Origin of the sequence: Corynebacterium nasicanis (assembly GCF_042658165.1) — a bacterium.
Taxonomy (GTDB): Bacteria; Actinomycetota; Actinomycetes; order Mycobacteriales; family Mycobacteriaceae; genus Corynebacterium; species Corynebacterium nasicanis.
Genome location: NZ_JBHSQE010000009.1, coordinates 18,898 through 41,431, shown reverse-complemented (window position 1 = coordinate 41,431; position 22,534 = coordinate 18,898). Strand labels below are relative to the sequence as shown.

The window sequence follows — 22,534 nt, the reverse complement described above, 5'->3', positions numbered from 1 at the left end:
ATCTGGCAATCCGGAGTTGAGGGGTGCTAGATCTGCGCGGGAAGCTCCACGTCAAAGCCGCAGTTCAGCAGAGGAAAATAGTGCGCAGCTGCGCACACAAGAATGGCGAAGCACCGGGAGAAGAGCGCGACACTGCCTTGTCTCCCGGTGCTGCACCGGCTTGAGGGGGCCTACTGGTTCCAGTTGGCGTAGGTGGTGTTCACCTTCTCCACCAGGGTGAGAACGTCATAGGAGGCGACCAGTTCGTCGTTCTGGTTGAACAGCGCGGCGTCCCAGCAGACCTCGCCGTAGTCGTCGGTGACGCGCGGGGTGATGCGCTTGGCGGTCAGCTCGATGCGGACGGAGTCGTCGTAGGTGACCGGGGTGATGAAGCGCAGGTTCTCCAGGCCGTAGTTGGCCAGGACCGGGCCCGGGGCGGGCTCGACGAACAGGCCGGCGGCCCAGGAGACGAGCAGGTAGCCGTGGGCGACGCGCCGCGGGAAGAAGGGGTTGGCGGTGGCGGCCTCTTCGTCGACGTGGGCGTAGAAGGTGTCGCCGGTCTTCTCGGCGAACTCCAGGATCTCCTCGAGGGAGACGTGGCGCAGGTCGGAGGCGAACTGGTCCCCGATCTGCAGCGTGGCCAGGTCCTTGCGGAAGGGGTGCACGGCGGTGCCGGCCTCGACGTCCGCGCGGGTCACCTTGTTCACCTGGGCGCCGCGGACCCATTCGCCGGTGATGGCGGTGAGGTGGTCCGGGGTGCCCTGGATCGCGGTGCGCTGCATGTAGTGCTTGACGCCGCGGATGCCGCCGAGCTCCTCGCCGCCGCCGGCGCGCCCCGGGCCGCCGTGGACCAGGTGGGGGAGCGGCGACCCGTGACCGGTCGAGGTCTTGGCGTCGTCGCGGTCGAGGAAGTGGAGGCGGCCGTGGAAGGCGCCGATGTTGTGCGCGTAGGTGGCGGCCAGCTCGGGGGAGTGGGTGATCACGGAGGCGACGAGGGAGCCCTTGCCGCGGGCGGCGAGGCGCAGCGCATCGTCGGTGTCGGTGTAGCCGATGATCGAGACGACCGGGCCGAAGGCCTCGACGTCGTGGACGGCGTCGGTGTCGGCGTCGTCGAAGGTGAGGATGGTCGGGGCGAAGAAGGCGCCGTCGAGCTGCGCGGAACCGCCGGTGACGACCGTGCCGCCGGCGGCCACGAGCCTATCGACGGCCGCGGCGACGTCCGCCCGCTGGTCAACGGAGACGAGCGGTCCCATCGTGGCGGAGGGGTCGCGCGGGTCGCCGGGGACGATCTTGTCGTGCAGGCGGGCGGCCAGGGCGTCGGCGACGGCGCCCTGGAGGGAGGTCGGGACGATGGCGCGGCGGACGGCGGTGCACTTCTGGCCGGCCTTGGCGGTCATCTCGACGAACAGCGCCTTGATGTAGGCCTCGAACTCGGGGGAGTCCTCGGTGACGTCTGCGCCGAGGATCGCGGCGTTGAGGGAGTCGGCCTCGGCGGTGAAACGGACGCCGTGGCGCAGGACGTTGTCGTGGGAGCGCAGGGTGGCGGCGGTGGCGGCGGAGCCGGTGAAGGCGACATGGTCGCGGTGATCGAGGTGGTCGAGCAGGTCACGGGCGGAGCCGGAGATGAGCTGCAGGGAGCCCTCGGGGAGGATGCCGGACTCGATCATGAGGCGCACGCAGGCGGCGGTGACGTAGCCGGAGGGGGTGGCGGGCTTGACCAGGGTGGGCATGCCGGCGATGAAGGAGGGCGCGAACTTCTCCAGCATGCCCCAGACGGGGAAGTTGAAGGCGTTGATCTGCACGGCCACGCCCGGGAGGGTGGTGTAGATGTGGGTGCCCAGGAAGGAGCTGTCGCGGGAGAGGATCTCGGTGGGGCCGTCGACGATGACGTGGCCGTTGGGCAGTTCGCGGCGGCCCTTGGAGGAGTAGACGAACATCGTCTGGATGCCGCCGTCGATGTCGATACCGTTGTCACGCTGCGTGGCGCCGGTCTGGTAGGCGAGCTCGTAGAGCTCCTCCTTGTGCTCGCCGAGGTAGAGGGCGAGTTCCTTGAGCTTGAGGGAGCGCTCGTGGATGGTCAGTTCGCGGAGGTTGCGCTGGCCGACGTCGCGGGCGTACTCGATGGCGCCGGCCAGGTCGAGGCCGTCGGTGGAGACGGTGGCGACGACCTCGCCGGTGGCGGCGTCGTGGACCTCGGTGACGCGGGTGGGGTTCTCGGGGGTCACCCAGGCGCCGGAGAGGTAGCTGGGGACGAGGGTGTCGGTGAGGGTGGACATCGGGGAGGTCCCTTCCTGGAGATTAATTAGTGACCGAACGGACGGTCAGGATTTCTGGCCAGTATAATCAAGATCACATTTCGCACAAGGCCTGCAGAGGAGAAGATCGTGGAACCGTGGGTTATCGAACTGGGTGAACTCGACCGCAAAATGGGCGTCGAGGTGCTCGAACAGTCACCCGAGAAGGTCGTGGCCACGATGCCGGTCGGCGGCAACCGGCAGTCGCTCGGCCTGCTGCACGGCGGGGCGATGGTGGCCATCGCGGAGGCCGTCGGCTCCTGGGCCGCCGTCATCCACGCCTCGACCATGGGCAAGGTGGCGGTGGGCGTGGACATCAACGCCACCCACCACGCATCAGGACGATCCGGGCTGGTCACCGCCACCGCCACCGCGATCCGGCTGGGGCGGACGCTGACCAGCCACGAGGTGATTCTCACCGACGAGGCCGGGAAGCGGCTGTGTACGGCGCGGATCACCAACGCGATCGTCGAGAAGCGTTAGCTGTACTCGTAGAAGCCCTTGCCGGACTTCCGGCCCAGCTCGCCGCGGGCGACCATGTCGCGCATGAGCTGCGGCGGGGCGAAGCGTTCGCCCAGGGTGGAGGAGAGGTACTCGGCGATACCGAGGCGCACGTCGAGGCCGACGATGTCGGTGAGCGCGAGCGGACCGACCGGGAACTTGTAGCCCAGGACCATGGCGTTGTCGATGTCCTGCGCACTGGCCACACCCTCCTCGACCATGCGGATCGCCTCGAGGGCGATGCACACGCCGAGGCGGGAGGAGGCGAAACCGGGGGCGTCCTGGACCACGATGGGGGTCTTGCCCAGGGCTGAGACCCAGCCGCGGGCCTCGTCGACAAGCGACTCCGGGGTGGAGTCCGCCACGACGATCTCCACCAGCTTGGAGGCCGGCACCGGGTTGAAGAAGTGCAGGCCGATGACGTCGTTGTCGACGGTCAGCGCCAGATCGGAGACGGAGAGCGAGGACGTGTTGGTCGCGATGACGGCCTCCGGGGAGGCCTCCGCGATCGTCCGGAACGAAGCGACCTTGAGGTCCATCGACTCCGGCACGGCCTCGACGACCAGCGGCAGTCCGGCGAAGGCGCCGGCGTCCGTGGTGACGGTGAGGCGGCTCAGCCACTCTTCGCGGGTGCCTGCGGCGCCGCGTTGGAGGGAGCCGTCGACGTCGTTGCTGATGCGCTCGGCGGCGGCGGCCACGGCGTCGTCATTGATGTCGACGACCGTGACCTCCGCGCCGGCGGCGAGGAAGGAGTGGGCGATTCCGGCGCCCATGCGGCCACCGCCGAGGACACCGACCTTCTGGGGGACAGTCATTTACTTCTTCTTTCGGTCGAGGAAGGCCTGCATGCGGTCGAACTTGGCGTCCGATTCGAAGAGGATGGCCTGGGCGATGTTGTCGACGGCCGGGTGCGCCGCCGCGGGCATGGCCATCACCTGCTTGGAGATGCGCACCGCCAGCGGATCGAGGGCGGCGATGCGGTCGGCGTAGGCGTGGGCGGCGTCGAGAAGAGACTCGGCGGCGGCGAGCTCGGTGACGAGGTGCACCTCGTGCGCCTCGGTGCCGGTGAGGATGCGGCCCGCGAGGAGGATCTCCTTTGCGATGGCCTCACCCACCAGCGCCTTGATACGCCACAGGCCGCCGGCGGCGGCGATGATGCCGAGGTTGGCCTCCGGCTGGCCGAACTTTGCGCCCGGGGTGGCGATACGGAAGTCCGCGGCCAGCGCCAGCTCGAGCCCGCCGCCGAGGGCGTAACCGTCGACAGCCGCGATGACCGGCATGGGCAGCTGGGCGATGCGGTGGAAAATGGAGTTGTTGATGCCCCGCAGCGCGTCCTCGCGGCGGCGCTCCCGCAGTTGCGCGATGTCCGCGCCGGAGGCGAAGATGCCGTGGCTGCCGGTGAGGATGAGGATCCGCGGGTCGCGCTCGAGCGCCTCGCACACGGCGTGCAGCTCGGCGACCATCTGATCGTCGATGGCGTTGCGCACCTCGGGGCGGGTGAGCTCGACCAGCAGCCGGTCGTCGTGCTCGGTGACGGTGAGGGCCTGGAAATCGGTGAACATGTCTAGACCCTCTCGATCGCGATGGCGGAACCCTGACCCACGCCGATGCACAGGGTGGCGATGCCGCGCTGGCCGCCCTCCTGCTCGAGACGGTTGAGCAGGGTGATGGTGATGCGGGACCCGGAGGAACCCAGCGGGTGGCCCAGGGCGATGGCGCCGCCCCACGCGTTGACCTTGTTCTGATCCAGCTCCAGCTCGCGGATGACCGCCAGCGACTGGGTGGCGAAGGCCTCATTGAGCTCGACGGCGTCGACGGAACCGAGGTTCCAGCCGGCCCGCTCGAGCACCTTGCGGGTCGCCGGGATGGGTCCGAGGCCCATGATCTCCGGGGCCAGGCCCGCGTTGGCGTTGGCGACGACCCGGGCGCGGGGCTGCAGGCCGTACTTCTCGACGGCCGCCTCACTCACCACGAGGATCGCCGAGGCGCCGTCGTTGAGGGTCGAGGAGTTCCCGGCGGTGACGACCTCGCCGCCGGAGACCACCGGGCGCAGCTTCGCCAGGACCTCCGGGGTTGTGCCGGGGCGCGGGCCCTCGTCGGTGTCGACGACGGTGACGTTGCCCTTGCGGTCCGTGACCTCGACGGGGACGATCTCCGACTCGAAGTGGCCGGCCTCGATGGCCGCGAGGGCGCGGGCCTGGGACTGGGCGGCGAAGGCGTCGGCGTCGGCACGCGAGATGGCGCAGACGCGCGCGACCTCCTCCGCGGTCTCCGGCATGGAGAAGGTGGTCTTCTCCTGCGCGGCGAAGATCGGGTTGACGAAGCGCCAGCCGATGGAGGTGTCGAAGGCCTCGCCGGGGCGGGCGAAGGCCGTCGTGGGCTTCTCGACGACCCACGGGGCCCGCGACATCGACTCCACCCCGCCGGCCAGCACGACATCCGCCTGACCGGATTCGACCATGGCGGTGGCCAGGGCGATGGCGGACATGCCCGAGGCGCACAGGCGGTTGACGGTGATGCCGGGGACGGTGTCCGGGTAGCCGGCGAGCAGCCAGGCCATGCGGGCGACGTTGCGGTTCTCCTCACCGGCGCCGTTGGCGTTGCCGAGGATGACCTCATCGACGGCCGCCGGATCGATCCCGGCGTCCTCGATGACGGCCTTGACGGCCAGGGCCGCAAGATCGTCGGGGCGGACGGACGACAGTGCGCCGCCGTAGCGGCCGACCGGGGTGCGGCGGCCGGAAACCAGGTACGCAGTGCTCACAGAGGGTTCCTAACGTCGGTGGTGGTTACTTGCCGGTGAAGACGGGGGTGCGCTTCTCGTTGAAGGCCGCGAAGCCCTCGAGGTAGTCGGCCGAGGAGCACAGCTGCCCCTGGGCGACGTTCTCGTCTGCCACGGACTGCCACAGACCGATCCGCTGATCGCGGATGTCCTGCACGAGCGCGCGGGAGGTGAGGAAGGCGCGGGTGGCGCCGCGGGCGGCCCGGCGGGCCTTGTCGCGGGTGAATTCGACTAGCTCCGCGGCGGGCAGGGAGCGGGAGAAGAGCCCGGCGGCGACCGCCTCGGCACCGGTGAGCATGTCGGCGGTGACGATGAGGTCCATCGCCCGGTGCGCGCCCAGCCGCTCGACGAACAGGGAGTGCCCGCCGGAGTCGAGGGTGGCGCCGAGGTTGGCGAAGGGGGACCCGAAGGTGGCGTCGTCCGCGACGTAGACGATGTCGCAGGCGATGGCCAGGCCCAGCCCGACACCGAGGCACACGCCGTGGACGGCGCCGAAGGTGGGTGCGGGGAAGGTGCTCATCTGCTGCAGCACCGGGGTGACCTTGTGGGCGAGGTAGTCGGTGGCGTCGTCGTCACGCGGGTCGAGGCCGCGGATGTTGCGGCCGGCGCAGAACCCACGCCCCTCGCCGCGCAGCACGAGGGCCCGGACGCCGCGCTCGGCGGCCTCGGTGTAGACCGCGGAGAGTTCCTGCAGGTCGGCCTCGGTGAGCGAATTGAGGGCGCGGGGGTTGTTGAGCACAACCTCGGCGACGTCATCCTCGATGTGGAGATCAATCACGGGTACCGGTCCTTTAGGCGTCGTAGTCGACGGTGATCGAGTCACCGGTCGCGCGGGTCTGGCAGGTGAGGACGTAGCCGTTGGCCACCTCGTCGGCCTCCAGGGCATAGTTCTCGTCCATCTCGAACTCGCCCTCGACGACCTTGGCGCGGCAGGTGCCGCACACGCCGCCGGCGCAGGCGAAGGGGACGTCCGGGCGGGCGCGCAGCGCGGCGTTGAGGATGGTCTCGTTGGCCGAGGCCGGGGACTCGATGGATCCGGAGAGCCCGTCGAGGGTGAAGGACACGGTGATGTTGCGGCCGTGCGGATCGGCGACCACCGGGCGGCCGGTGTTGCCCTGGCCGGGACCGTCCTGCGGCTTGCCGGTGGAGAAGAGCTCGAAACGGACCTTCTCGCTGTTGACGCCGCGCCCCTCGAGCTCATCGCGGACCAGCTGCACCAGCTCGAAGGGGCCGCAGAGGAACCACTCGTCGGTGTCGCTGGTGCGCACCACCTTGTCGAGGAGCAGGGAGAGCTTCTCGTCGTCGATACGCCCGGAGAACAGCGGGTTGACGCGCTGCTCGCGGGAGAGGACGTGGTGCACCGCGAAACGGGTCGGGTACTTGTCCTTGAGGTCGCCGATCTCCTCGGCGAACATGACGTCGCCGCCGCCCTTGTTGGCGTAGACGATCTCGAAGGTCGCGGCCTTCGAGCCCGACAGCAGGGCCTGGGCGATGGACATGATCGGGGTGATGCCGGAACCGGCGGCGATGGCGACCAGGTGCGGGGCACCGTCGACGTCGGCCAGCTCGTTCTTCAGCAGCTCCTGCGCGTCGTTGAGCGAGGTGACGTGGACGCGCGAGGTGAAGGCGCCCTGCGGGTTCATGACCTCGATGACGGTACCCGGGGTGAGCTCGTCGTTGGCCCAGGTGGAGAAGACGCCACCGAGGTCGCGCTTGATGGCCACGCGGATGGTGCCCGGACGCGGGATGTCGCAGATGGAGTAGGAACGACGGACTTCCTGGCCGTCGATGTCGGCGCGGAGGGCGACGTACTGGCCGGGGACGTAGTCGTAGTCGTCGCGGAGCTCCTCCGGAACCTCGAAGCTGACCTCGACGGCGTTGTCGGTCAGACGACGGACCTCAGAGACCTCGAGCGGGTTGAACTTGGCCTTTTTCTTGGTGGGAGCGGTCATCAGTGCACCTTGAAGTAGTCGAAGGGCTCGAGGCAGTCCTGGCAGGAGTACAGGGCCTTGCAGGAGGTCGAGCCGAATTGGGCGATGTTTCGGGTCCGGGTCGAGCCGCAGCGCGGGCACGGGACCGGGGGTGGGGGAGCGAGAGTGAGCTTGACGGGGCCGGCCGGAGCGCGGGCGGCGGAGTGCTGCGGAGGGGCGATGCCGTACTCGCGCAGCTGCTCGCGGCCGTCCTCGGTGATCCAGTCGGTGGTCCAGGCGGGCTGGAGCACCAGGTCGACGCGGGAGTCCGCGTAGCCGGCGGCGACCAGGGCCTCCCCGACCTCGCGGGTGATGTGGTCCATGGCCGGGCATCCGGAGTAGGTCGGGGTGATCGTCACTACCGCGGTGCCGTCGATGACGGCGGCGTCGCGAAGAATTCCCAGGTCGGCGATGGAGATGACCGGGATCTCCGGATCGGGCACGGTGGCGGCGGTGTCCCAGACCTTCGCGGCCTCGGGATCAGTGGGGCGCAGGGGGTGAACGGACACGGGCTGACCTTCCTTCGGATGAACGGGGGAGTTACCAGGTGGCGCCGGGGTGCTGGCGGGCGAAGACCTGCAGCTCGGCGAGGATGTAGCCGCGCTGCTCGGAGAAACGGCCCGTGCGCTGGCCGGACATGGCCTGCGGGGTGGTGGGCACCTCCAGCTGGGCGGTGTCGAGGACGTGCTTGATGCGCTCGTCGAACTCGGCGCGCAGGGAGGAGGGGAGCACCGCGATGCCCTGCTCGGCGAGGCGGGTGTGGATCTCCAGGTCCTCGAAGAGCTCGTCGACGTAGGGCCACATGTAGAACAGGCCCTCCTCGATGCGGTGCTTGGACACCTCGGTGCCCAGGCCCAGGCGCAGGACCCACTGGTTGGCGTGGTCGACGTGGTACTCGACCTCCTTCACCGCCTTGGCGGCGATGGCGGCGAGGGTCTCGTCCTGCGACTGCATGAGTGCCGTGTACACGCCGTACATGTAGTAGGAGGCGATGAGCTGGCGGGCGATGGTCTGGCCGAAGTCGCCGTTCTCCTGCTCCATGAGGCGGGCGGAGCGGTACTCCTCCTCCGCGCGGAAGTAGGCGAGGTCGTCCTCGGTCTTGTCCCAGGCCGTGCCGGCGTAGGAGTAGAGGAAGCGGGTGTGGCCGATGAGGTCGAGCGCGATGTTGGCGAGGGCGATGTCCTCCTCCATCTCCGGGGCGCGGGAGATCCACCAGCTCAGGCGCTGGCCCAGCATGAGGGCGTCGTCGCCGAGCTGGGTGGCGTAGGTGGCGACATCCTCGCTGGCCCGGGATCCGGAGCCCTGGATGTCCTCGGCGGTGAGGGAGTCACCCTGGGTCTGGCGGGTGGCGGAATCGACGGTGGCGAAGTTGCTCACAGGTGCGGCACCCCTTCGGACTTGTCGTAGTAGGTGGCGTGGCGGTAGTTCTTGCCGGAGGCGGACTCGAAGTAGCCGCCCTTGGAATCCGGGTCGGAGGAGGTCACGGCCTCGGTCGGGATGACCCACACCGAGGTGCCCTCGTTGCGGCGGGTGTAGAGGTCGCGGGCGTTGCGCAGGGCCATGGTGGCGTCCGGCGCGTGGAGGGAACCGGCGTGGACGTGGGAGAGTCCGCGGGAGGATCGGACGAAGACCTCCCACATCGGCCAGTGCTGCTGATCAGACATGTGTGGATGCTCCTTATATAAGGGTGGGTGGGTCAGGCGATGAGCTGGGAGTCGGCGGACTGGTACTTCTCCGCGTAGGCGGCGGCCGCCTCGCGGACCCAGGCGCCGTCCTCGAAGGCCTGGCGGCGGCGCTGCATGCGCTGGACATTGCAGGGGCCGGCGCCCTTGATGGCGGAGTAGAACTCGCTCCAGTCGAGCTCGCCGAAGTCGTAGTGGCCGCGCTCCTCGTTCCACCGGAGGTCCGGGTCCTCGAAGTGGAGGCCGAGGGCCTCAGCCTGCGGGACGATCATGTCGACGAAGCGCTGGCGCAGCTCGTCGTTGGAGAAGCGCTTGATCTTCCAGTCCATGGACTGCTGGGAGTTGGGGGAGTCGTTGTCCGGCGGGCCGAACATCTGCAGGGCCGGGCCGTAGAAGCGGTTGATGGCCTCCTGCGCCATCTGCTTCTGCTCCGGGGTGCCGTGGGAGAGTTCGTAGAGGATCTCCCAGCCCTGGCGCTGGTGGAAGGACTCTTCCTTGCAGATACGCACCATGGCGCGGCCGTAGGGAGCGTAGGAGGCACGGCACAGCGGGACCTGGTTGGCGATGGCGGCGCCGTCGACCAGCCAGCCGATGGCCCCGATGTCGGCCCAGGTGCGGGCCGGGTAGTTGAAGATGGAGGAGTACTTGGCGCGGCCCTCGAGCAGCTGGTCGACGAGCTCGTCGCGGCCGGTCTGCAGGGTCTCGGCGGCGGAGTAGAGGTAGAGACCGTGGCCGGCCTCGTCCTGGACCTTCGCGATGAGGATGGCCTTGCGCTTGAGGGAGGGGGCGCGGGTGATCCAGTTCGCCTCCGGCTGCATGCCGATGATCTCGGAGTGTGCGTGCTGGGAGATCTGGCGGGTCAGGGTCTTGCGGTATGCGGCGGGCATCCAGTCGGTGGGCTCGATGCGGGAGTCTTCCGCGATGAGGCGGTCGAAGGTCTCCTGCCCGGCCGCATCGGCGGGGGAGAGGTGGTCGGTGGCGGTGGTCATCGGTGTTCCTTCGTTCGGGCTTTCGGGCGTTCGGGTGAAGTCGACAACGGTCTCGTCGGCATTTATTAACCGATCGTTCGGTCAGTATATGGAGCAAGTGTGATCCATGTCAATGGCGCAGATCACTTTCCTGCCGGGGGTGAGCAGTGGGGGGTGTGGCTCAGACGCCCCTGACCACGCGCGAGGTCCCGCGGAACTCCGCGATGACCTGCCCGTTGACGGTGAGGGTGACGTCGGTGATGCCGTTGCGGCCCCACGTGCGGCGCTCGACGGCGTGGCCCTCCACGACGTCCCCCTCGCGGGCCGGGGCGATGTAGTGGATGCCCACCTGCGCAGCCACCGCGATGTTGCCGGTGGAGTTGCAGGCGCCGGCGAAGAGTGAGTCGGCGAAGGTGAACAGGTAGCCGCCCTGGCACGTGCCGTGGCCGTTGCACATGTCGGGGCGGATGGTGAAGTGGCCCTGCGCCTCGCCGTTGGCGATGTGGGTGATCACCATCCCGAGGCCGGCGGAGGCACGGTCCTGCTCGAACATCGTGCGGACGTGGTCGTAGGTGGCTCCCTCGGCGACGCCGGGGGCGAGAATCTGGGTCATGCGGAACTCCTGTGCTCGGGGCAGAATGGGGGTTGGCGCTGTTCAGGGGCCTGCGCGGCGCTCCCTGCGGCCGAAATACCGCCCGATCGGTCGGTATTGAGCAGCGAGTGTACGTGAGCGAGGTCACTTTGGGGGCTTTACCTCAGAACAATTCCTCCGGAAGGTGTCACGTACACTTCTGAGCAGCACGTATGTGAAGGAGACAGGAACATGCCGTCGAGCACCACCACCGGCCGGGGGCGCCCCGGGTACGCCCGGGAGGACGTCATCCGCATTGCCGTCGAGGAATTCAATGCCCGCGGCTACGAGGCCACGTCGATGGGGGCGCTCGCGGAGCGGCTCGGACTGAGCAAGTCCGCGATCTACCACCACATTGCCTCCAAGGAGGAGATCCTCGTCGAGGCGACCGGCAAGGCGCTCGAGGAGCTCAACGCCGTCGTCGAGGGCGCGCTCGCGGCCACGGGCGATCCGGTCGAGCAGCTGCGCCTGCTTGTCGGGGGCACCACCCGCGTGCTGTGCGAGTACCCCGCCTACGTCCGCCTGCTCCTGCGCCTGCGCGGCAACACCGACGCTGAACGGGCCATCATGGCGCGGCGGCGGAACATCACCCGGGCGCTGGTCGACGTGGTCGAGCGGGCGCAGGCGGAGGGGTCCCTGCGCACGGATCTCGAGTCCGGGGTCGTCGCCCGCCTCATCTTCGGCATGATCAACTCCATCGTCGAGTGGTACAGGCCCGAAGGGCAGTATGCGCCGGAGGATCTGGCCGCGATCACGCCGGAGATGGTGTTCACCGGCATCGTCAAGGCACGGCCATAACCGGGGTGGGGTAAGGGGGTGCGTGGGGGTTCGGGCGTGTGAGCTGCGGAATTCTTCCGCGGCGGGGGTAGTCTCGATATTTCATTTGTGGTCCGGATCAAGAATTATCGGCCAATGTGTTGCAAGTAACAGTCGCCGGGTTGTAACCTCTGCCACATACTTGCTGACCGATTGGTCGGTTAGTAATTGGCATTCACATCTCTGCTAACCCACGGTCGCCCCGGCCCCCACGCCGCCCACCACCGTAGGAAAGGACTACTCCGTGGCCTCCACGACGGACATCACCTCCACGATCAACGGTCCCCAGACCAGCATCGAGTACGCATCCCGCGATGAGATCACCGCGCTGCAGACCGAGCGCATGAAGAACACCCTCCGCCACTCGTACTTCAACGTCCCGCACTACCGCCGGGCCTTCGACGAGAAGGGCGTCCACCCGGACGACTTCAAGGAGCTCAAGGACATCGCCCTGTTCCCCTTCACGGACAAGGCCATCCTCCGCGAGAACTACCCCTTCGGCATGTTCGCCGTGCAGAAGCACCAGGTCGCCCGCATCCACGCCTCCTCCGGCACCACCGGCCAGCCCACCGTCGTCGGCTACACCCGCAACGACATCGAGAACTGGTCCACCCTCGTGGCCCGGTCCCTGCGCGCCGGCGGCGTCCGTCCCGGCGACCGCGTCCAGGTGACCTTCGGGTACGGCCTGTTCACCGGTGGTCTCGGCCTGCACTACGGCGTCGAGAAGCTCGGTGCCACCGCCATCCCGACCTCCGGCGGCCAGACCGACCGCCAGCTGGAGATCATGCGCGACTTCGAGCCGGACGCCATTGTGGGCACCCCGTCCTACATGCTCAACGTGCTCGACCGCATGCGCGCCAACGGCATGGACCCGCGCGACTCCTCCATCCGCGTCGGCATCTTCGGCTCCGAGCCGTGGACCGAGGGCATGCGCCTCGATCTGGAGGCCGGCTTCGGCATCGACGCCACCGACATCTACGGCCTCTCCGAGGTCATGGGCCCGGGCGTCGCGCAGGAGTGCATCGAGACCAAGGACGGCCTCACCCTCTGGGAGGACCACTTCTACCCCGAGATTCTCGACCCGGACACCCTGGAGCCGGTGCCGGACGGCGAGCTCGGCGAGCTGGTGATCACCCCCATCACCAAGGAGGCCTTCCCGGTCATCCGCTACCGCACCCACGACCTCACCCGCCTCCTGCCGGGTACCGCCCGTTCCATGCGTCGCCTCGACCGCATCAGCGCCCGCAACGACGACATGATCATCCTCCGCGGCGTCAACTGCTTCCCGACCCAGTTCGAGGAGCTCATCGTCCAGGACAAGAACCTCCGCCCGCGCTACCAGTGCGTCCTGTCCAAGCGGGGCCGCATGGACCACCTCACCCTCGTCGTCGAGCACGCTCCCGGGCGCACCCCCGACGAGATCGCCTTCTCCCAGCTCAGCCTGCGCAAGCTCATCAAGGACCGCATGGGCGTCTCCGTCGATGTCGACGTCCGTGACCAGGTCGACAGCGGCGACGGCAAGGCCAAGCGCATCGTCGATAACCGCTGACGCGGCGACACCCTCCTCTCCCACCCCACAGAAAGCCCCCGCGATGACCAACGACACCCTCGCCACCGGCGCGACCGGCACCATGGAAGATCCCCAGCCGATCACCGCCGAGCACCGCCGCGTCCTCTCCGGCGCCATGGTCGGCACCACCATCGAATGGTTCGACTTCTTCATCTACGCGCAGGCCGCGGCGCTCATCTTCGCCGCCCAGTACTTCAACCCCGCCTCCAACGACTCCGTGACGATGGCCCAGATCATCTCCTGGGCCTCCCTGGGCATCTCCTTCCTCTTCCGCCCGCTCGGCGCCATCATCGCCGGCCACCTCGGCGACCGCCTGGGCCGCAAGCCCGTCCTGGTGATCACCCTGCTCGGCATGGGTGGCGCGACGGTGGCCATGGGTCTGCTGCCGACGTACGCGCAGATCGGCATCGCCGCCCCGGTCATCCTCGTCTTCCTGCGCATCCTGCAGGGCCTGTCCGCCGGTGGCGAGTGGGGCGGCGCCGCCCTCCTGGCCGTCGAGCACGCCCCCGTCCACCGCCGCGGCTACTTCGGTTCCTTCCCGCAGGTCGGCGTCCCCGCCGGCATGCTGCTGGCCACCCTGTTCATGCTGGTCCTCTCCGCGACCCTGAGCACCGAGCAGTTCGAGTCCTGGGGCTGGCGTATCCCGTTCATCTCCTCCCTCGTGCTCATCGTCATCGGCTTCCTCATCCGCCGCCTGGTTGAGGAGTCCCCCGTCTTCGCCGAGCTGGAGGAGCTGAAGAAGAAGTCCTCCGCGCCGCTGTCCCTGCTGTTCAAGGAGCACTCCGGCAAGGTCGCCCTGGCCGCCTTCATCTTCGCGGGCGTCAACGCCGCCGGTTACCTGGCCATCGCCTACATCGTCTCCTACGGCACCAAGGTCATCGGCTACGACCGCACCACCACCCTCGCCGTCACCGCCGCCACCGCGATCTCGTGGATCATCGCCACCCTGGTCTTCGGCGCCCTGTCCGACACCCTGGGCCGCAAGCAGGTCTTCGCCCTCGGCTACATCGGCTCGATCCTGTGGGCCATCCCGACGTGGCTGCTCGTCGACACCGGTAACGTCGCGCTGTTCATCCTGGCCATGGTGGTCCTGGGCATCCTGCTGGGCGCCACCTACGGTCCGCAGTCCGCGCTCTACGCCGAGATGTTCCCGGCCGAGGTCCGCCTCTCCGGCGTCTCCATCGGCTACGCCATCGGCTCCATCATCGGCGGCGCCTTCGCCCCGATGATCGCCACGATGCTTCTCGACGCCACCGGTACCTCCCTTTCCATCGGCATCTACATCGCCGCGGTCTCCCTGGTCTCCCTCATCGCGGTGTTCATGGTCCCGCGCGGTATCCAGGGCCGCTCCCTGCACTAATTCGTGCTTATCGACGCCCCGGGTGACCCGTCACCCGGGGCTCAGTCGCGCCGTGGCCTGCGGAATCGCCTCCGCGATCCGGGAGGCCGAGGTGGGGGCGGGCCCGTCGGGGGTCTGCGCGGACAACCACGCGGCGACGCCGTGGATGCCGACGGCCGGCAGCACCCCCGCCATCCCGGAGCGGGCCATCCACGCCCCGAGGAGCCCGGCGAGCACATCCCCGGAACCGGGGGTGGCCGCCCAGGAGGAGCCCGCGTCGACGACTGAGACCCGCGCGCCCTCGCAGATGATGGTGCGGCGGCCCTTGAGCAGCACCGCGCACCCCAGGTCCGCGGCGAGCGCGCGCACCGCGGCGAGGGGATCGGTGGTCAGCTCCGGCAGCCCGCCGACCGCCTCCGCCAGGCGGCGGAACTCCCCGGCGTGCGGGGTGAGCAGCGTCTGTCCGACGCGGTCACGCAGGGCGGCGCGCAGGTCCGCGGAGCGGGCGAGGAGGGTGAGGGCGTCGGCGTCGATAAGCAGGGGTTCCGGACGGGCGAGCAGGGCCGCGAGCTCGGCCTCGTCGAAACCACGCCCCGGGCCGACGACCCAGGCCTGGACGCGGCCGGTGTCGGCGAGCGTCGGCGAGATGACCACCTCCGGGACCGCGCGGACCACATCGCCGCCGAGCGGTCCGACGTAGCGCACCATCGCGCTGGTGGCGCGGACGGCGCCGAGGGTGGTGAGCAGGCCCGCGCCGGGATAGGTGTCCGAACCCGCGCACAGGCCGACGACCCCGCCGGTGTACTTGTCGTCGTCCGCGCCGGGCTCCAGCGACCCGCGCCAGCTGATGGTGTGCGGCGTGTGCAGGGGAAACGGCCACTCGCGGGAGGGGGCGAGCGCCCGGAAGGTCTCGACCCGGGGTGAACGGCCCCCGAGCACCTCGGCCAGCAGCGCAAGGGAGAGGGAATCCTGGCCGTTGGCGATGTCCGCCAGCAGCACCTCCCCGCAGGCGTTGCTCAGTGCATGGGCCAGGCGCAGCCCGCCGAAGGTGACGGTGACATCGGCGGTGACGTGGTGCGCGGGCAGGGCGCCGGTGTCCGCATCCACACCCGAGGGGACATCGACGGCGAGGACCGGGATCTCCCGCTCCGCGGCCACCTGCAGCCAGGCGCCCAGCTCCGGGGACAGACCCCCGGCACCGCCGATGCCCAGGATGCCGTCGATGATGAGCGTCGCCAGGGGGCTCGCGGGCAGCTCGTCGAGCACCAGCCCGCCCGCCTGCTGGAACGCCGCCAGGGCCCGCTCGTGCACCTTCCCGTCGCGGCCCAGCAACACCGCATGGACATCGTGCCGGGCGGCCAGCTCCGCCCCGGCGTAAAGGGCATCCCCACCGTTGCCCCCGGCGCCGACCAGCAGGCACACCGATTCCTCGCGATCCTCTGGCAGTAGCGTGGTGGCGGCAAGGGCCACCGCGTGGGCGGCCTGGCGCATGAGGTGGTCGGGAGCGGGCTGGGAGTCCAGGAGCACCTGCTCGCATGCGCGGATCGTGGCGACGGGATGGGCGAAGCTGCGCGACATCATGGCCCCGAGGCTAGTCACCCCTGGCAGACGGGGCACCAGAAGAGGTTGCGACCCTCCATCACCCGGTGACTGATGGGTGCGCCGCACACGTAGCAGGGCAGACCTGCGCGTCGGTAGACGTAGACCTCCCCGCCGTGGTCGTCCTTGCGGGGGTCCCGCGCCATCGCCTCCGGGGTGTGCTCCGGGCGGACGGTGTCGATGCGCCCGGACTCCACCCCCTCCGCCATGAGGCCGACCAGGTCCGCCCAGATGCTGTCGAACTCATTGCGCTGCAGGGCCGTGCCCGGCAGGAACGGCGAGATGCCGAGTCGGAAGAGGGTTTCCGCCCGGTAGATGTTGCCCACCCCGGCGAAGAGTTTCTGGTCCATGAGCTGGGAACCGATGCTGCGCCGCGAGCGGTGGACGCGGGGCCACAGGGCCGCGGGGTCCGCATCCGCGCGGATGGGGTCCTCCCCGGACTGTCCGCGGATCCCCGCGTACTCCTCCTCCGTGATGAGCCGGCACCACTGCGGCCCGCGCAGATGCGCGGCGTGCTCCCCGTCGCTGATGCGCAGCCGGATCTGTCCGGCCTGCTCCGTCGCCGGCTCGAACTTCAACTGCCCGATGAGCCCGAGGTGGATGTAGATGATGTGCTCCGGGTGCGGGGCATCGAAGTCCACGAACAGGTGCTTTCCGATGGCCTCCGCGTGGGTGATCCGGCTGCCGTCGAGAAGCGCCGCCTCGGCGGCGAACCGGCCCTGCGGCGAACTGACCTCCAACGGACCGGCCCGGAAACCGGCGTTGAGCTCGCGGGCGAGTCGATGGATGACGTGTCCTTCAGGCATGCCCACAGTGTAGTCAGTGCAGGTGGCAGGGCATAAAGAGTGCGCAGCTGCGCACTGCGGGGGGCAACTTAACACTCAACTTCCCACTTAACTTCCCACAGTGTTATGTTGAGTGTTATGTTGAGTGGGAAGTTGGAGGCGACCGTCGGACAGTTGCGGTTGATCGGCACGGACAAGCAGCGGGTCGAGGTTAAGAGCGGGGTGGGGAAGGGTATTCGGGAGACTCTCAGCGCTTTCTCCAACTCCGGGGGCGGAGTCATCATCATCGGGTTGTCCGAGGCCGACGGGTTCATCCCTGTGGACGGTTTTGATGTCGGTAAAGCGCAGGATGCGGTGATTTCCCGGTGTCGGGAACTCAGCCCCGTTGTTCGTCCAGAAGTCGAAATCGACCACGTTGACGGAGCTCCGGTCTTGGTTGTCACGGTGTCCGAGATGCCTGCCTATGACAAGCCTTGTTTCATCACTGAACAGGGCCGGTACCGGGGAAGCTATCGGCGTACCGGAGACGGTGACCTGCGGCTGGAGCACTACGAGGTGGACCGTCTTGTGGAGGAGCACGCACAGCCACGCTGGGATGAGGAGCCGGTCGAAGAGGCTACGGTAAGCGATCTCGATCCGGAGATTCTGCAGCCGTACCTGAAGGGTCAGCGCGCGCTACGTCCGAAATCCTTTGCGCATGGTGAAGCTCAAGCTCTCAAACATCTGCGTGTGACCAAGGAAGACCACGTCACGCTAGCTGCCCTTTTGGCTATGGGAGAGTATCCACAAGAGTTTTTCCCGCGTTTGACCGTGACTTTCGCGCTTTTCCCAGGAACCGCGAAAGGTGATGTAACAACCGGAATCAGGCTGCTGGACAGCGCGACTCTCGGTGGGCCGATCCCGGAGCTGGTGGATTCAGTCGTCGAGATGGTTAATAAGAACATGCGGACCGGAGGGCTTATCGGTGACACCTTCCGTACTGAGCTGCCAGACTATCCGTTGGTGGCTGTGCGCGAAGCTGTCGTTAACGCTCTCATGCACCGTGACTATTCGCCGAGCGCCCGCGGCACGCAGGTGCAGGTCAACATGTTTGTCGATCGCTTGGAGATCACGAATCCGGGTGGACTGTTCGGAGCTGTGACCGTTCAGTCCCTGGGCGAAGCCGGGGTGAGCTCCACTCGAAACCAGCGCTTGGCCACCTTTCTAGAGACAGCTGCATTTCCTAGCGGAGGTACGGTGGCGGAGAACCGGGGCACCGGCATCGCGGTCATTCAGTCGTCTCTCGCGAATGCTCTCATGCCTGAAGCCGAGGTACAGAACTCGCTCACCCATTTCACCATCGTCTTTCGCAGGAGGAAGGTGGCACCGGCAGAGCGCTATGGAACAGCTCTGGAGCAGGTGAAGGACATCCTCTGGAGTCGAGAAAGTGCCAGCACGAGCGAGATTGTCGAGCTCACAAAGCTGAGTCGGACAGCCGTCCAGAAGGCTGTCAACGAGCTCATCGACATTGGCCAGGTTGAACCCACGGAGCCCCCGCGGAGCCCTAAGCAGCGATATCGGCGAACCTAACACCCAACTTCCCACTTAACATCCCACTGTGGGATGTTAAGTGGGAAGTTGGGTGGGAGGTTCGGGGAAGTTGATTGGCGGTAGAGTCGGTGCAGTCAGATCCACGAGCCACACAGGGGACGCGCGCATGCCGCACAAGATCGGATTCGATCGCGAACGATACATCGAGATGCAGTCGGAGCACATCAATGCCCGACGCTCCGAGATCGGCGGAAAGCTCTATCTGGAGATGGGCGGCAAGCTTTTCGACGACATGCACGCCTCCCGCGTCCTGCCGGGCTTCACCCCGGACAACAAGATCGCCATGCTCGAGCGGATCAAGGACGACCTGGAGATCATCGTCTGCCTCAACGCCAAGGACCTCGAGCGGCAGAAGGTGCGCGCCGACCTGGGGATTCCCTACGAGGAGGACACGCTGCGTCTCATCGACATCTTCCGGGAGCGCGGCTTCCTCGTGGAGAACGTCGTGATGACCCAGCTCACCGACGACAACCCCATCGCCCACGCCTTCATGGACCGCCTTCAGCGGCTGGGGCTCAAGGTGCACCGTCACCGCGTCATTCCGGGCTATCCGACGGACACCCGCCGCATCGTCTCCCCGGAGGGCTTCGGCGTCAACGACTACGTGGAGACCACCCGCGACCTCATCGTCGTCACCGCGCCGGGCCCGGGGTCCGGCAAGCTGGCCACCTGCCTTTCGCAGGTCTACCACGAGTATCAGCGGGGGGTGCGGGCCGGTTACGCCAAGTTCGAGACCTTCCCCATCTGGAACCTCCCCCTCGAGCACCCGGTCAACCTGGCCTACGAGGCCGCCACCGCCGACCTCGACGACATCAACGTCATCGACCCCTTCCACCTCGCCGCCTACGGCAGGCAGGTGACCAGCTACAACCGCGACGTCGAGGTCTTCCCGCTGCTGCGCACCCTGCTGGAGACCCTGGCGGGGGAGAGCCCCTACCAGTCGCCCACGGACATGGGCGTCAACATGGTCGGCCACTGCATCTCCGACGATGACGTGTGCCGTGAGGCCTCCCGGCAGGAGATCGTGCGTCGTTACTACAAGGCGCTGGTCGACGAGCGCCGCGAGGACCTCGACGACATCGTCTCCTCCCGGATCGGCATGGTCATGTCCAAGGCGCGGACCACGGTGGAGGACCGGCGCGTCGTCGCCCCCGCCCTGGCCGTGGCGGAGCAGACCGGCGAACCCGGGGCCGCCATCGAGCTGGCGGACGGCTCCATCATCACCGGCAAGACCACCGAACTCCTCGGCTGCTCCTCGGGCATGCTGCTCAACGCCCTCAAGCACCTGGCCGGCATCGACCGGGAGCAGCACCTGCTCTCCCCGGAGTCCATCGAGCCGATCCAGACGCTCAAGACGCAGCACCTCGGCTCCCGCAACCCGCGCCTGCACACCGACGAAGTGCTCATCGCGCTCTCGGTCTCCGCCGCGGGCAGCGACGAGGCGCGCCGGGCGCTGGCCGAGCTGAAGAACCTCCACGGCTGCGAGGCCCACACCACCACCATCCTCGGCTCGGTGGACGAGGGCATCTTCCGCAACCTGGGCGTCCTGGTGACCTCGGAGCCGGAGTACTGGCGGAAGTCGCTCTACCGGAAGCGCTAGGGACCCGCCCAGTAGACTCATCCCCGTGGCCATCAGCAAAATCCTCCTGTACTACCGCTTCACCCCGATCGCCGATCCGCGGGCGGTGATGCTGTGGCAGCGTGACCTGTGCGAGTCGCTGGGGTTGCGCGGCCGCATCCTCATCTCGGAGCACGGCATCAACGGCACCGTCGGGGGTGACATCGACGCGTGCAAGCGCTACATCCGTAAGACGCGCGACTACCCGGGATTCAAGGACATGGAGTTCAAGTGGTCCGAGGGGGGCGCGGAGGATTTCCCGAAGCTGAGCGTCAAGGTGCGCGATGAGATCGTCGCATTCAACGCGGCCGGGGAGATCAAGGTCGATGAGGACGGCATCGTCGGGGGCGGCGTGCATCTGCAGCCGGAGGAGGTCAACTCCCTGGTGGCGGAACGCGGCGAGGATGTCGTGTTCTTCGACGGTCGCAACGCGCTGGAGGCACAGATCGGCCGGTTCCGGGATGCGGTGGTCCCGGATGTCACCACCACGCACGATTTCATCGGGGAACTCGAGTCCGGCAAGTACGACTGGATGAAGGACAAGCCGGTGGTCACGTACTGCACGGGTGGCGTGCGGTGCGAGATCCTCTCCTCCCTCATGCTCAACCGGGGTTTCAAGGAGGTCTACCAGATCGACGGTGGCATCGTCCGCTACGGCGAGAAGTACGGCAACGCAGGGCTGTGGGAGGGCTCGCTGTATGTCTTCGACAAGCGGATGCACGTGGAATTCGGGGAGGATTACACCGAGCTCGGGCACTGCATCCACTGCGGTGGGCACAGCAACAACTTCATCAACTGCCTCAACGAGGACACGTGTCGTCGGCAGGCATTGGTGTGCGAATCGTGTGCGGCGCAGCCCGCGACCGCGCACTGCGGGCGCCCGGACTGCGCCGAGGTGGCGGGCCGCGCCTAGTTGCTCAGCGCGGTGATGAGGATCTGCCAGGTCTGCAGCATCCACATCATGGCGAAGGGGATGAGCACCCAGAACACGCCCATCCACGGGCGCCAGCGGGTGTAGCTGTTGAGCTTGCGCACCATCATGACGGCGCAGCCGATGACCCCGCCCATGGCGACAAGGCTGGTCACGATGGGCCACCAGATCTGCGCGGAACGGGTGCACAGCCAGGCGGCCTCGCCGGCCTCGCACAGGGGTCCGCCGATGAGGCGGGTGACCAGGGCCAGCAGGAAACCGCCCCCGGCGGTGAGCGCCATGGTGCCGAAGAGCCAGGTCAGCGCCTGCCGGGTGGAGCGGCGGTTGCGTTCGGCCTGCAGGGCGGGGTCGGTGGAGGAGGCCAGTTCCTCGGCGGAGCGCGGAGCGGGGGGCTGGCGGTTGGCGAAGTCGGCGTCCGCCGTGAGGTCGTTCTCCGGGTGGTCGAGGAAGTTGCGCCACGTGGGGCGGTCGGGCTTCTCCGGATTACTCATGCCTTCAACCATAGACCGCGCGTCAACTCCGGACGGTCGGGTGAATGATGACGGGCATGTGCACGTGGCGGAGGAATTCCGTGGCGGTCGAGCCGACGAACACGCGCTCCAGCGGCCCGGGCGGGGTGGAGGCGAGGATGAGCAGATCTCCCTTGCGCCACTTGAGGGCGTCGATGGCGCCGGCCCACCCGGTGCCGGAGCCGATGTCGGACTCCACCGACAGGTCGGGGTGCTGGTCCGCGACGACGTCGTGGCTGCGGTCGAGGACGGCGAGGGAGTGCTCGCGCCATTCGTCGATAAGCTCGCGCGAGAAGTCGAGCTTGTCGTGGAAGGCCTGGTCGGCGATGCCGGAGGGAGAGAACGCGAGGATCCGCATGGTGATGTCCCAGATGTCCGCGAGGTGGGCCGCGTAGTGGAGGGAGGGATCGTTCTCGTCGATCTCGGTCTCCAGGAAGGCGTAGTTGACGCGGGTCACCCCGCGTTTCGACAGCCGCACGGCGCGGGGGGCCAGGCCCAGCGGGATGGGGGAGGAGTGCAGCAGGGCATCCGCGGTGGAGCCGGCGATGTAGCGGCCCTTCGGGGCGGCGGCGTCGGAGCCGAGGATGATGAGGTGGGCGTCGAAATCCGTCGCGGCCTCGCTGATGAGCACGGACTCGGAGGGGCCGTCGAGGAAGAGGGAGAAGTTCTCGTCCCAGTGCTGCTTATCGACGCCCGCGTTGTTCAACGCCCGCTTCACCGCCGCCTCGCAGGCCTCCGCCTGCTTGAGGAACCACTTGCGGTACTTGCCGCCGAGGCGACTGAAGGAGGAGGCCGGCCAGGGGCGCGTCAGCGTGGAGACGACGCGGATCTGCACGTCGGTGGTGCGGCTCAGCCAGGCGGCGAAGTCGATGGCTTCGGTGCCGGGGGAGTCGGGGCGCCAGGCGACGAGGATGCGGGCGGGTGCCTCAGCGGCAGCGATGAAAGAAGATGCCATTCAGTGGAGAGTGGG

General features: G+C 68.0%; 22 protein-coding genes. 7 read left to right on the top strand and 15 right to left on the bottom strand.

The features are described from left to right. Window positions 1–170: 170 nt before the first annotated feature. On the bottom strand, window positions 171–2,255 hold the full coding sequence (paaZ, locus tag ACFPUZ_RS08785; protein WP_377001548.1) for a phenylacetic acid degradation bifunctional protein PaaZ: 2,085 nt from the start codon (window positions 2,253–2,255) through the stop codon (window positions 171–173). 150 nt (window positions 2,256–2,405) lie between these two features. On the opposite strand from paaZ, the gene ACFPUZ_RS08780 reads away from it, so the two are divergent. Then, window positions 2,406–2,756 carry a PaaI family thioesterase gene (locus ACFPUZ_RS08780; protein WP_377002245.1) on the top strand — a complete coding sequence of 117 codons (351 nt, stop codon included), beginning with the start codon at window positions 2,406–2,408 and terminating at the stop codon, window positions 2,754–2,756. Here ACFPUZ_RS08780 and ACFPUZ_RS08775 read toward each other — a convergent pair. From ACFPUZ_RS08775 to paaI, 10 genes are all read right to left on the bottom strand, one after another. Further along, window positions 2,753–3,589 carry a 3-hydroxyacyl-CoA dehydrogenase family protein gene (locus ACFPUZ_RS08775; RefSeq protein ID WP_377001547.1) on the bottom strand — a complete coding sequence of 279 codons (837 nt, stop codon included), beginning with the start codon at window positions 3,587–3,589 and terminating at the stop codon, window positions 2,753–2,755. The two genes, ACFPUZ_RS08780 and ACFPUZ_RS08775, sit on opposite strands and share 4 nt — an antisense overlap. Further along, window positions 3,590–4,336, bottom strand: coding sequence for an enoyl-CoA hydratase/isomerase family protein (locus ACFPUZ_RS08770; protein ID WP_377001546.1), 747 nt, complete (start codon window positions 4,334–4,336; stop codon window positions 3,590–3,592). A 2-nt stretch (window positions 4,337–4,338) separates the two neighbouring features. Further along, window positions 4,339–5,538: a thiolase family protein gene (locus ACFPUZ_RS08765; protein ID WP_377001545.1), complete on the bottom strand. Its 1,200-nt coding sequence runs from the start codon at window positions 5,536–5,538 to the stop codon at window positions 4,339–4,341. A 25-nt stretch (window positions 5,539–5,563) separates the two neighbouring features. Then, window positions 5,564–6,334, bottom strand: a complete 771-nt coding sequence (locus tag ACFPUZ_RS08760; RefSeq protein ID WP_377001544.1) for an enoyl-CoA hydratase/isomerase family protein — start codon at window positions 6,332–6,334, stop codon at window positions 5,564–5,566. Window positions 6,335–6,347: 13 nt separating this feature from the next. Further along, window positions 6,348–7,508, bottom strand: coding sequence for a 1,2-phenylacetyl-CoA epoxidase subunit PaaE (gene paaE / locus ACFPUZ_RS08755; RefSeq protein WP_377001543.1), 1,161 nt, complete (start codon window positions 7,506–7,508; stop codon window positions 6,348–6,350). Next, entirely contained in the window at window positions 7,508–8,035 is a 528-nt protein-coding gene (gene paaD, locus ACFPUZ_RS08750; RefSeq protein WP_377001542.1) for a 1,2-phenylacetyl-CoA epoxidase subunit PaaD, read from the bottom strand. The genes paaE and paaD overlap by 1 nt, the downstream gene beginning before the upstream one ends. 31 nt (window positions 8,036–8,066) lie before the next feature. Then, the gene (gene paaC, locus ACFPUZ_RS08745) at window positions 8,067–8,903 is read right to left on the bottom strand and encodes a 1,2-phenylacetyl-CoA epoxidase subunit PaaC (protein WP_377001541.1); all 837 of its coding nucleotides are present in this window, start codon (window positions 8,901–8,903) and stop codon (window positions 8,067–8,069) included. Further along, window positions 8,900–9,190 carry a 1,2-phenylacetyl-CoA epoxidase subunit PaaB gene (gene paaB / locus ACFPUZ_RS08740; RefSeq protein WP_377001540.1) on the bottom strand — a complete coding sequence of 97 codons (291 nt, stop codon included), beginning with the start codon at window positions 9,188–9,190 and terminating at the stop codon, window positions 8,900–8,902. The genes paaC and paaB overlap by 4 nt, the downstream gene beginning before the upstream one ends. Window positions 9,191–9,222: 32 nt before the next feature. Further along, window positions 9,223–10,197, bottom strand: a complete 975-nt coding sequence (gene paaA / locus ACFPUZ_RS08735) for a 1,2-phenylacetyl-CoA epoxidase subunit PaaA (protein ID WP_377001539.1) — start codon at window positions 10,195–10,197, stop codon at window positions 9,223–9,225. A gap of 160 nt (window positions 10,198–10,357) precedes the next feature. Further along, window positions 10,358–10,789, bottom strand: coding sequence for a hydroxyphenylacetyl-CoA thioesterase PaaI (paaI, locus tag ACFPUZ_RS08730; RefSeq protein ID WP_377001538.1), 432 nt, complete (start codon window positions 10,787–10,789; stop codon window positions 10,358–10,360). A gap of 210 nt (window positions 10,790–10,999) precedes the next feature. On the opposite strand from paaI, the gene ACFPUZ_RS08725 reads away from it, so the two are divergent. From ACFPUZ_RS08725 to ACFPUZ_RS08715, 3 genes are all read left to right on the top strand, one after another. After that, window positions 11,000–11,605: a TetR/AcrR family transcriptional regulator gene (locus ACFPUZ_RS08725; protein ID WP_377001537.1), complete on the top strand. Its 606-nt coding sequence runs from the start codon at window positions 11,000–11,002 to the stop codon at window positions 11,603–11,605. A 262-nt stretch (window positions 11,606–11,867) separates the two neighbouring features. After that, window positions 11,868–13,172: an AMP-binding protein gene (locus tag ACFPUZ_RS08720; RefSeq protein ID WP_377001536.1), complete on the top strand. Its 1,305-nt coding sequence runs from the start codon at window positions 11,868–11,870 to the stop codon at window positions 13,170–13,172. A 43-nt stretch (window positions 13,173–13,215) separates the two neighbouring features. Continuing rightward, window positions 13,216–14,553, top strand: coding sequence for an MFS transporter (locus ACFPUZ_RS08715; protein ID WP_377001535.1), 1,338 nt, complete (start codon window positions 13,216–13,218; stop codon window positions 14,551–14,553). Window positions 14,554–14,583: 30 nt separating this feature from the next. On the opposite strand, the gene ACFPUZ_RS08710 is transcribed toward ACFPUZ_RS08715, so the two are convergent. Then, on the bottom strand, window positions 14,584–16,113 hold the full coding sequence (locus tag ACFPUZ_RS08710; protein ID WP_377001534.1) for a bifunctional ADP-dependent NAD(P)H-hydrate dehydratase/NAD(P)H-hydrate epimerase: 1,530 nt from the start codon (window positions 16,111–16,113) through the stop codon (window positions 14,584–14,586). Window positions 16,114–16,127: 14 nt separating this feature from the next. Continuing rightward, window positions 16,128–16,937, bottom strand: a complete 810-nt coding sequence (locus tag ACFPUZ_RS08705) for an Fpg/Nei family DNA glycosylase (protein WP_377001533.1) — start codon at window positions 16,935–16,937, stop codon at window positions 16,128–16,130. Window positions 16,938–17,045: 108 nt separating this feature from the next. Here ACFPUZ_RS08705 and ACFPUZ_RS08700 point away from each other — a divergent pair, with 108 nt between their 5' ends. The 3 genes from ACFPUZ_RS08700 to trhO all read left to right on the top strand — a co-directional run bounded on the left by ACFPUZ_RS08700 (window position 17,046) and on the right by trhO (window position 21,037). Further along, complete coding sequence (locus ACFPUZ_RS08700) at window positions 17,046–18,485, top strand: ATP-binding protein (protein WP_377002244.1); 1,440 nt, start codon at window positions 17,046–17,048, stop codon at window positions 18,483–18,485. A 127-nt stretch (window positions 18,486–18,612) separates the two neighbouring features. Beyond that, the gene (locus tag ACFPUZ_RS08695; protein ID WP_377001532.1) at window positions 18,613–20,106 is read left to right on the top strand and encodes a DUF1846 domain-containing protein; all 1,494 of its coding nucleotides are present in this window, start codon (window positions 18,613–18,615) and stop codon (window positions 20,104–20,106) included. A gap of 25 nt (window positions 20,107–20,131) precedes the next feature. Then, window positions 20,132–21,037 (top strand): oxygen-dependent tRNA uridine(34) hydroxylase TrhO, encoded by a 906-nt coding sequence (trhO, locus tag ACFPUZ_RS08690; protein ID WP_377001531.1) that lies wholly within the window; start codon window positions 20,132–20,134, stop codon window positions 21,035–21,037. On the opposite strand, the gene ACFPUZ_RS08685 is transcribed toward trhO, so the two are convergent. Together ACFPUZ_RS08685 and ACFPUZ_RS08680 are read right to left on the bottom strand one after the other, a co-directional pair. Continuing rightward, window positions 21,034–21,546 (bottom strand): hypothetical protein, encoded by a 513-nt coding sequence (locus ACFPUZ_RS08685; protein ID WP_377001530.1) that lies wholly within the window; start codon window positions 21,544–21,546, stop codon window positions 21,034–21,036. The two genes, trhO and ACFPUZ_RS08685, sit on opposite strands and share 4 nt — an antisense overlap. Before the next feature lie 22 nt (window positions 21,547–21,568). Continuing rightward, the gene (locus ACFPUZ_RS08680; RefSeq protein WP_377001529.1) at window positions 21,569–22,519 is read right to left on the bottom strand and encodes a universal stress protein; all 951 of its coding nucleotides are present in this window, start codon (window positions 22,517–22,519) and stop codon (window positions 21,569–21,571) included. Window positions 22,520–22,534 lie beyond the last annotated feature (15 nt).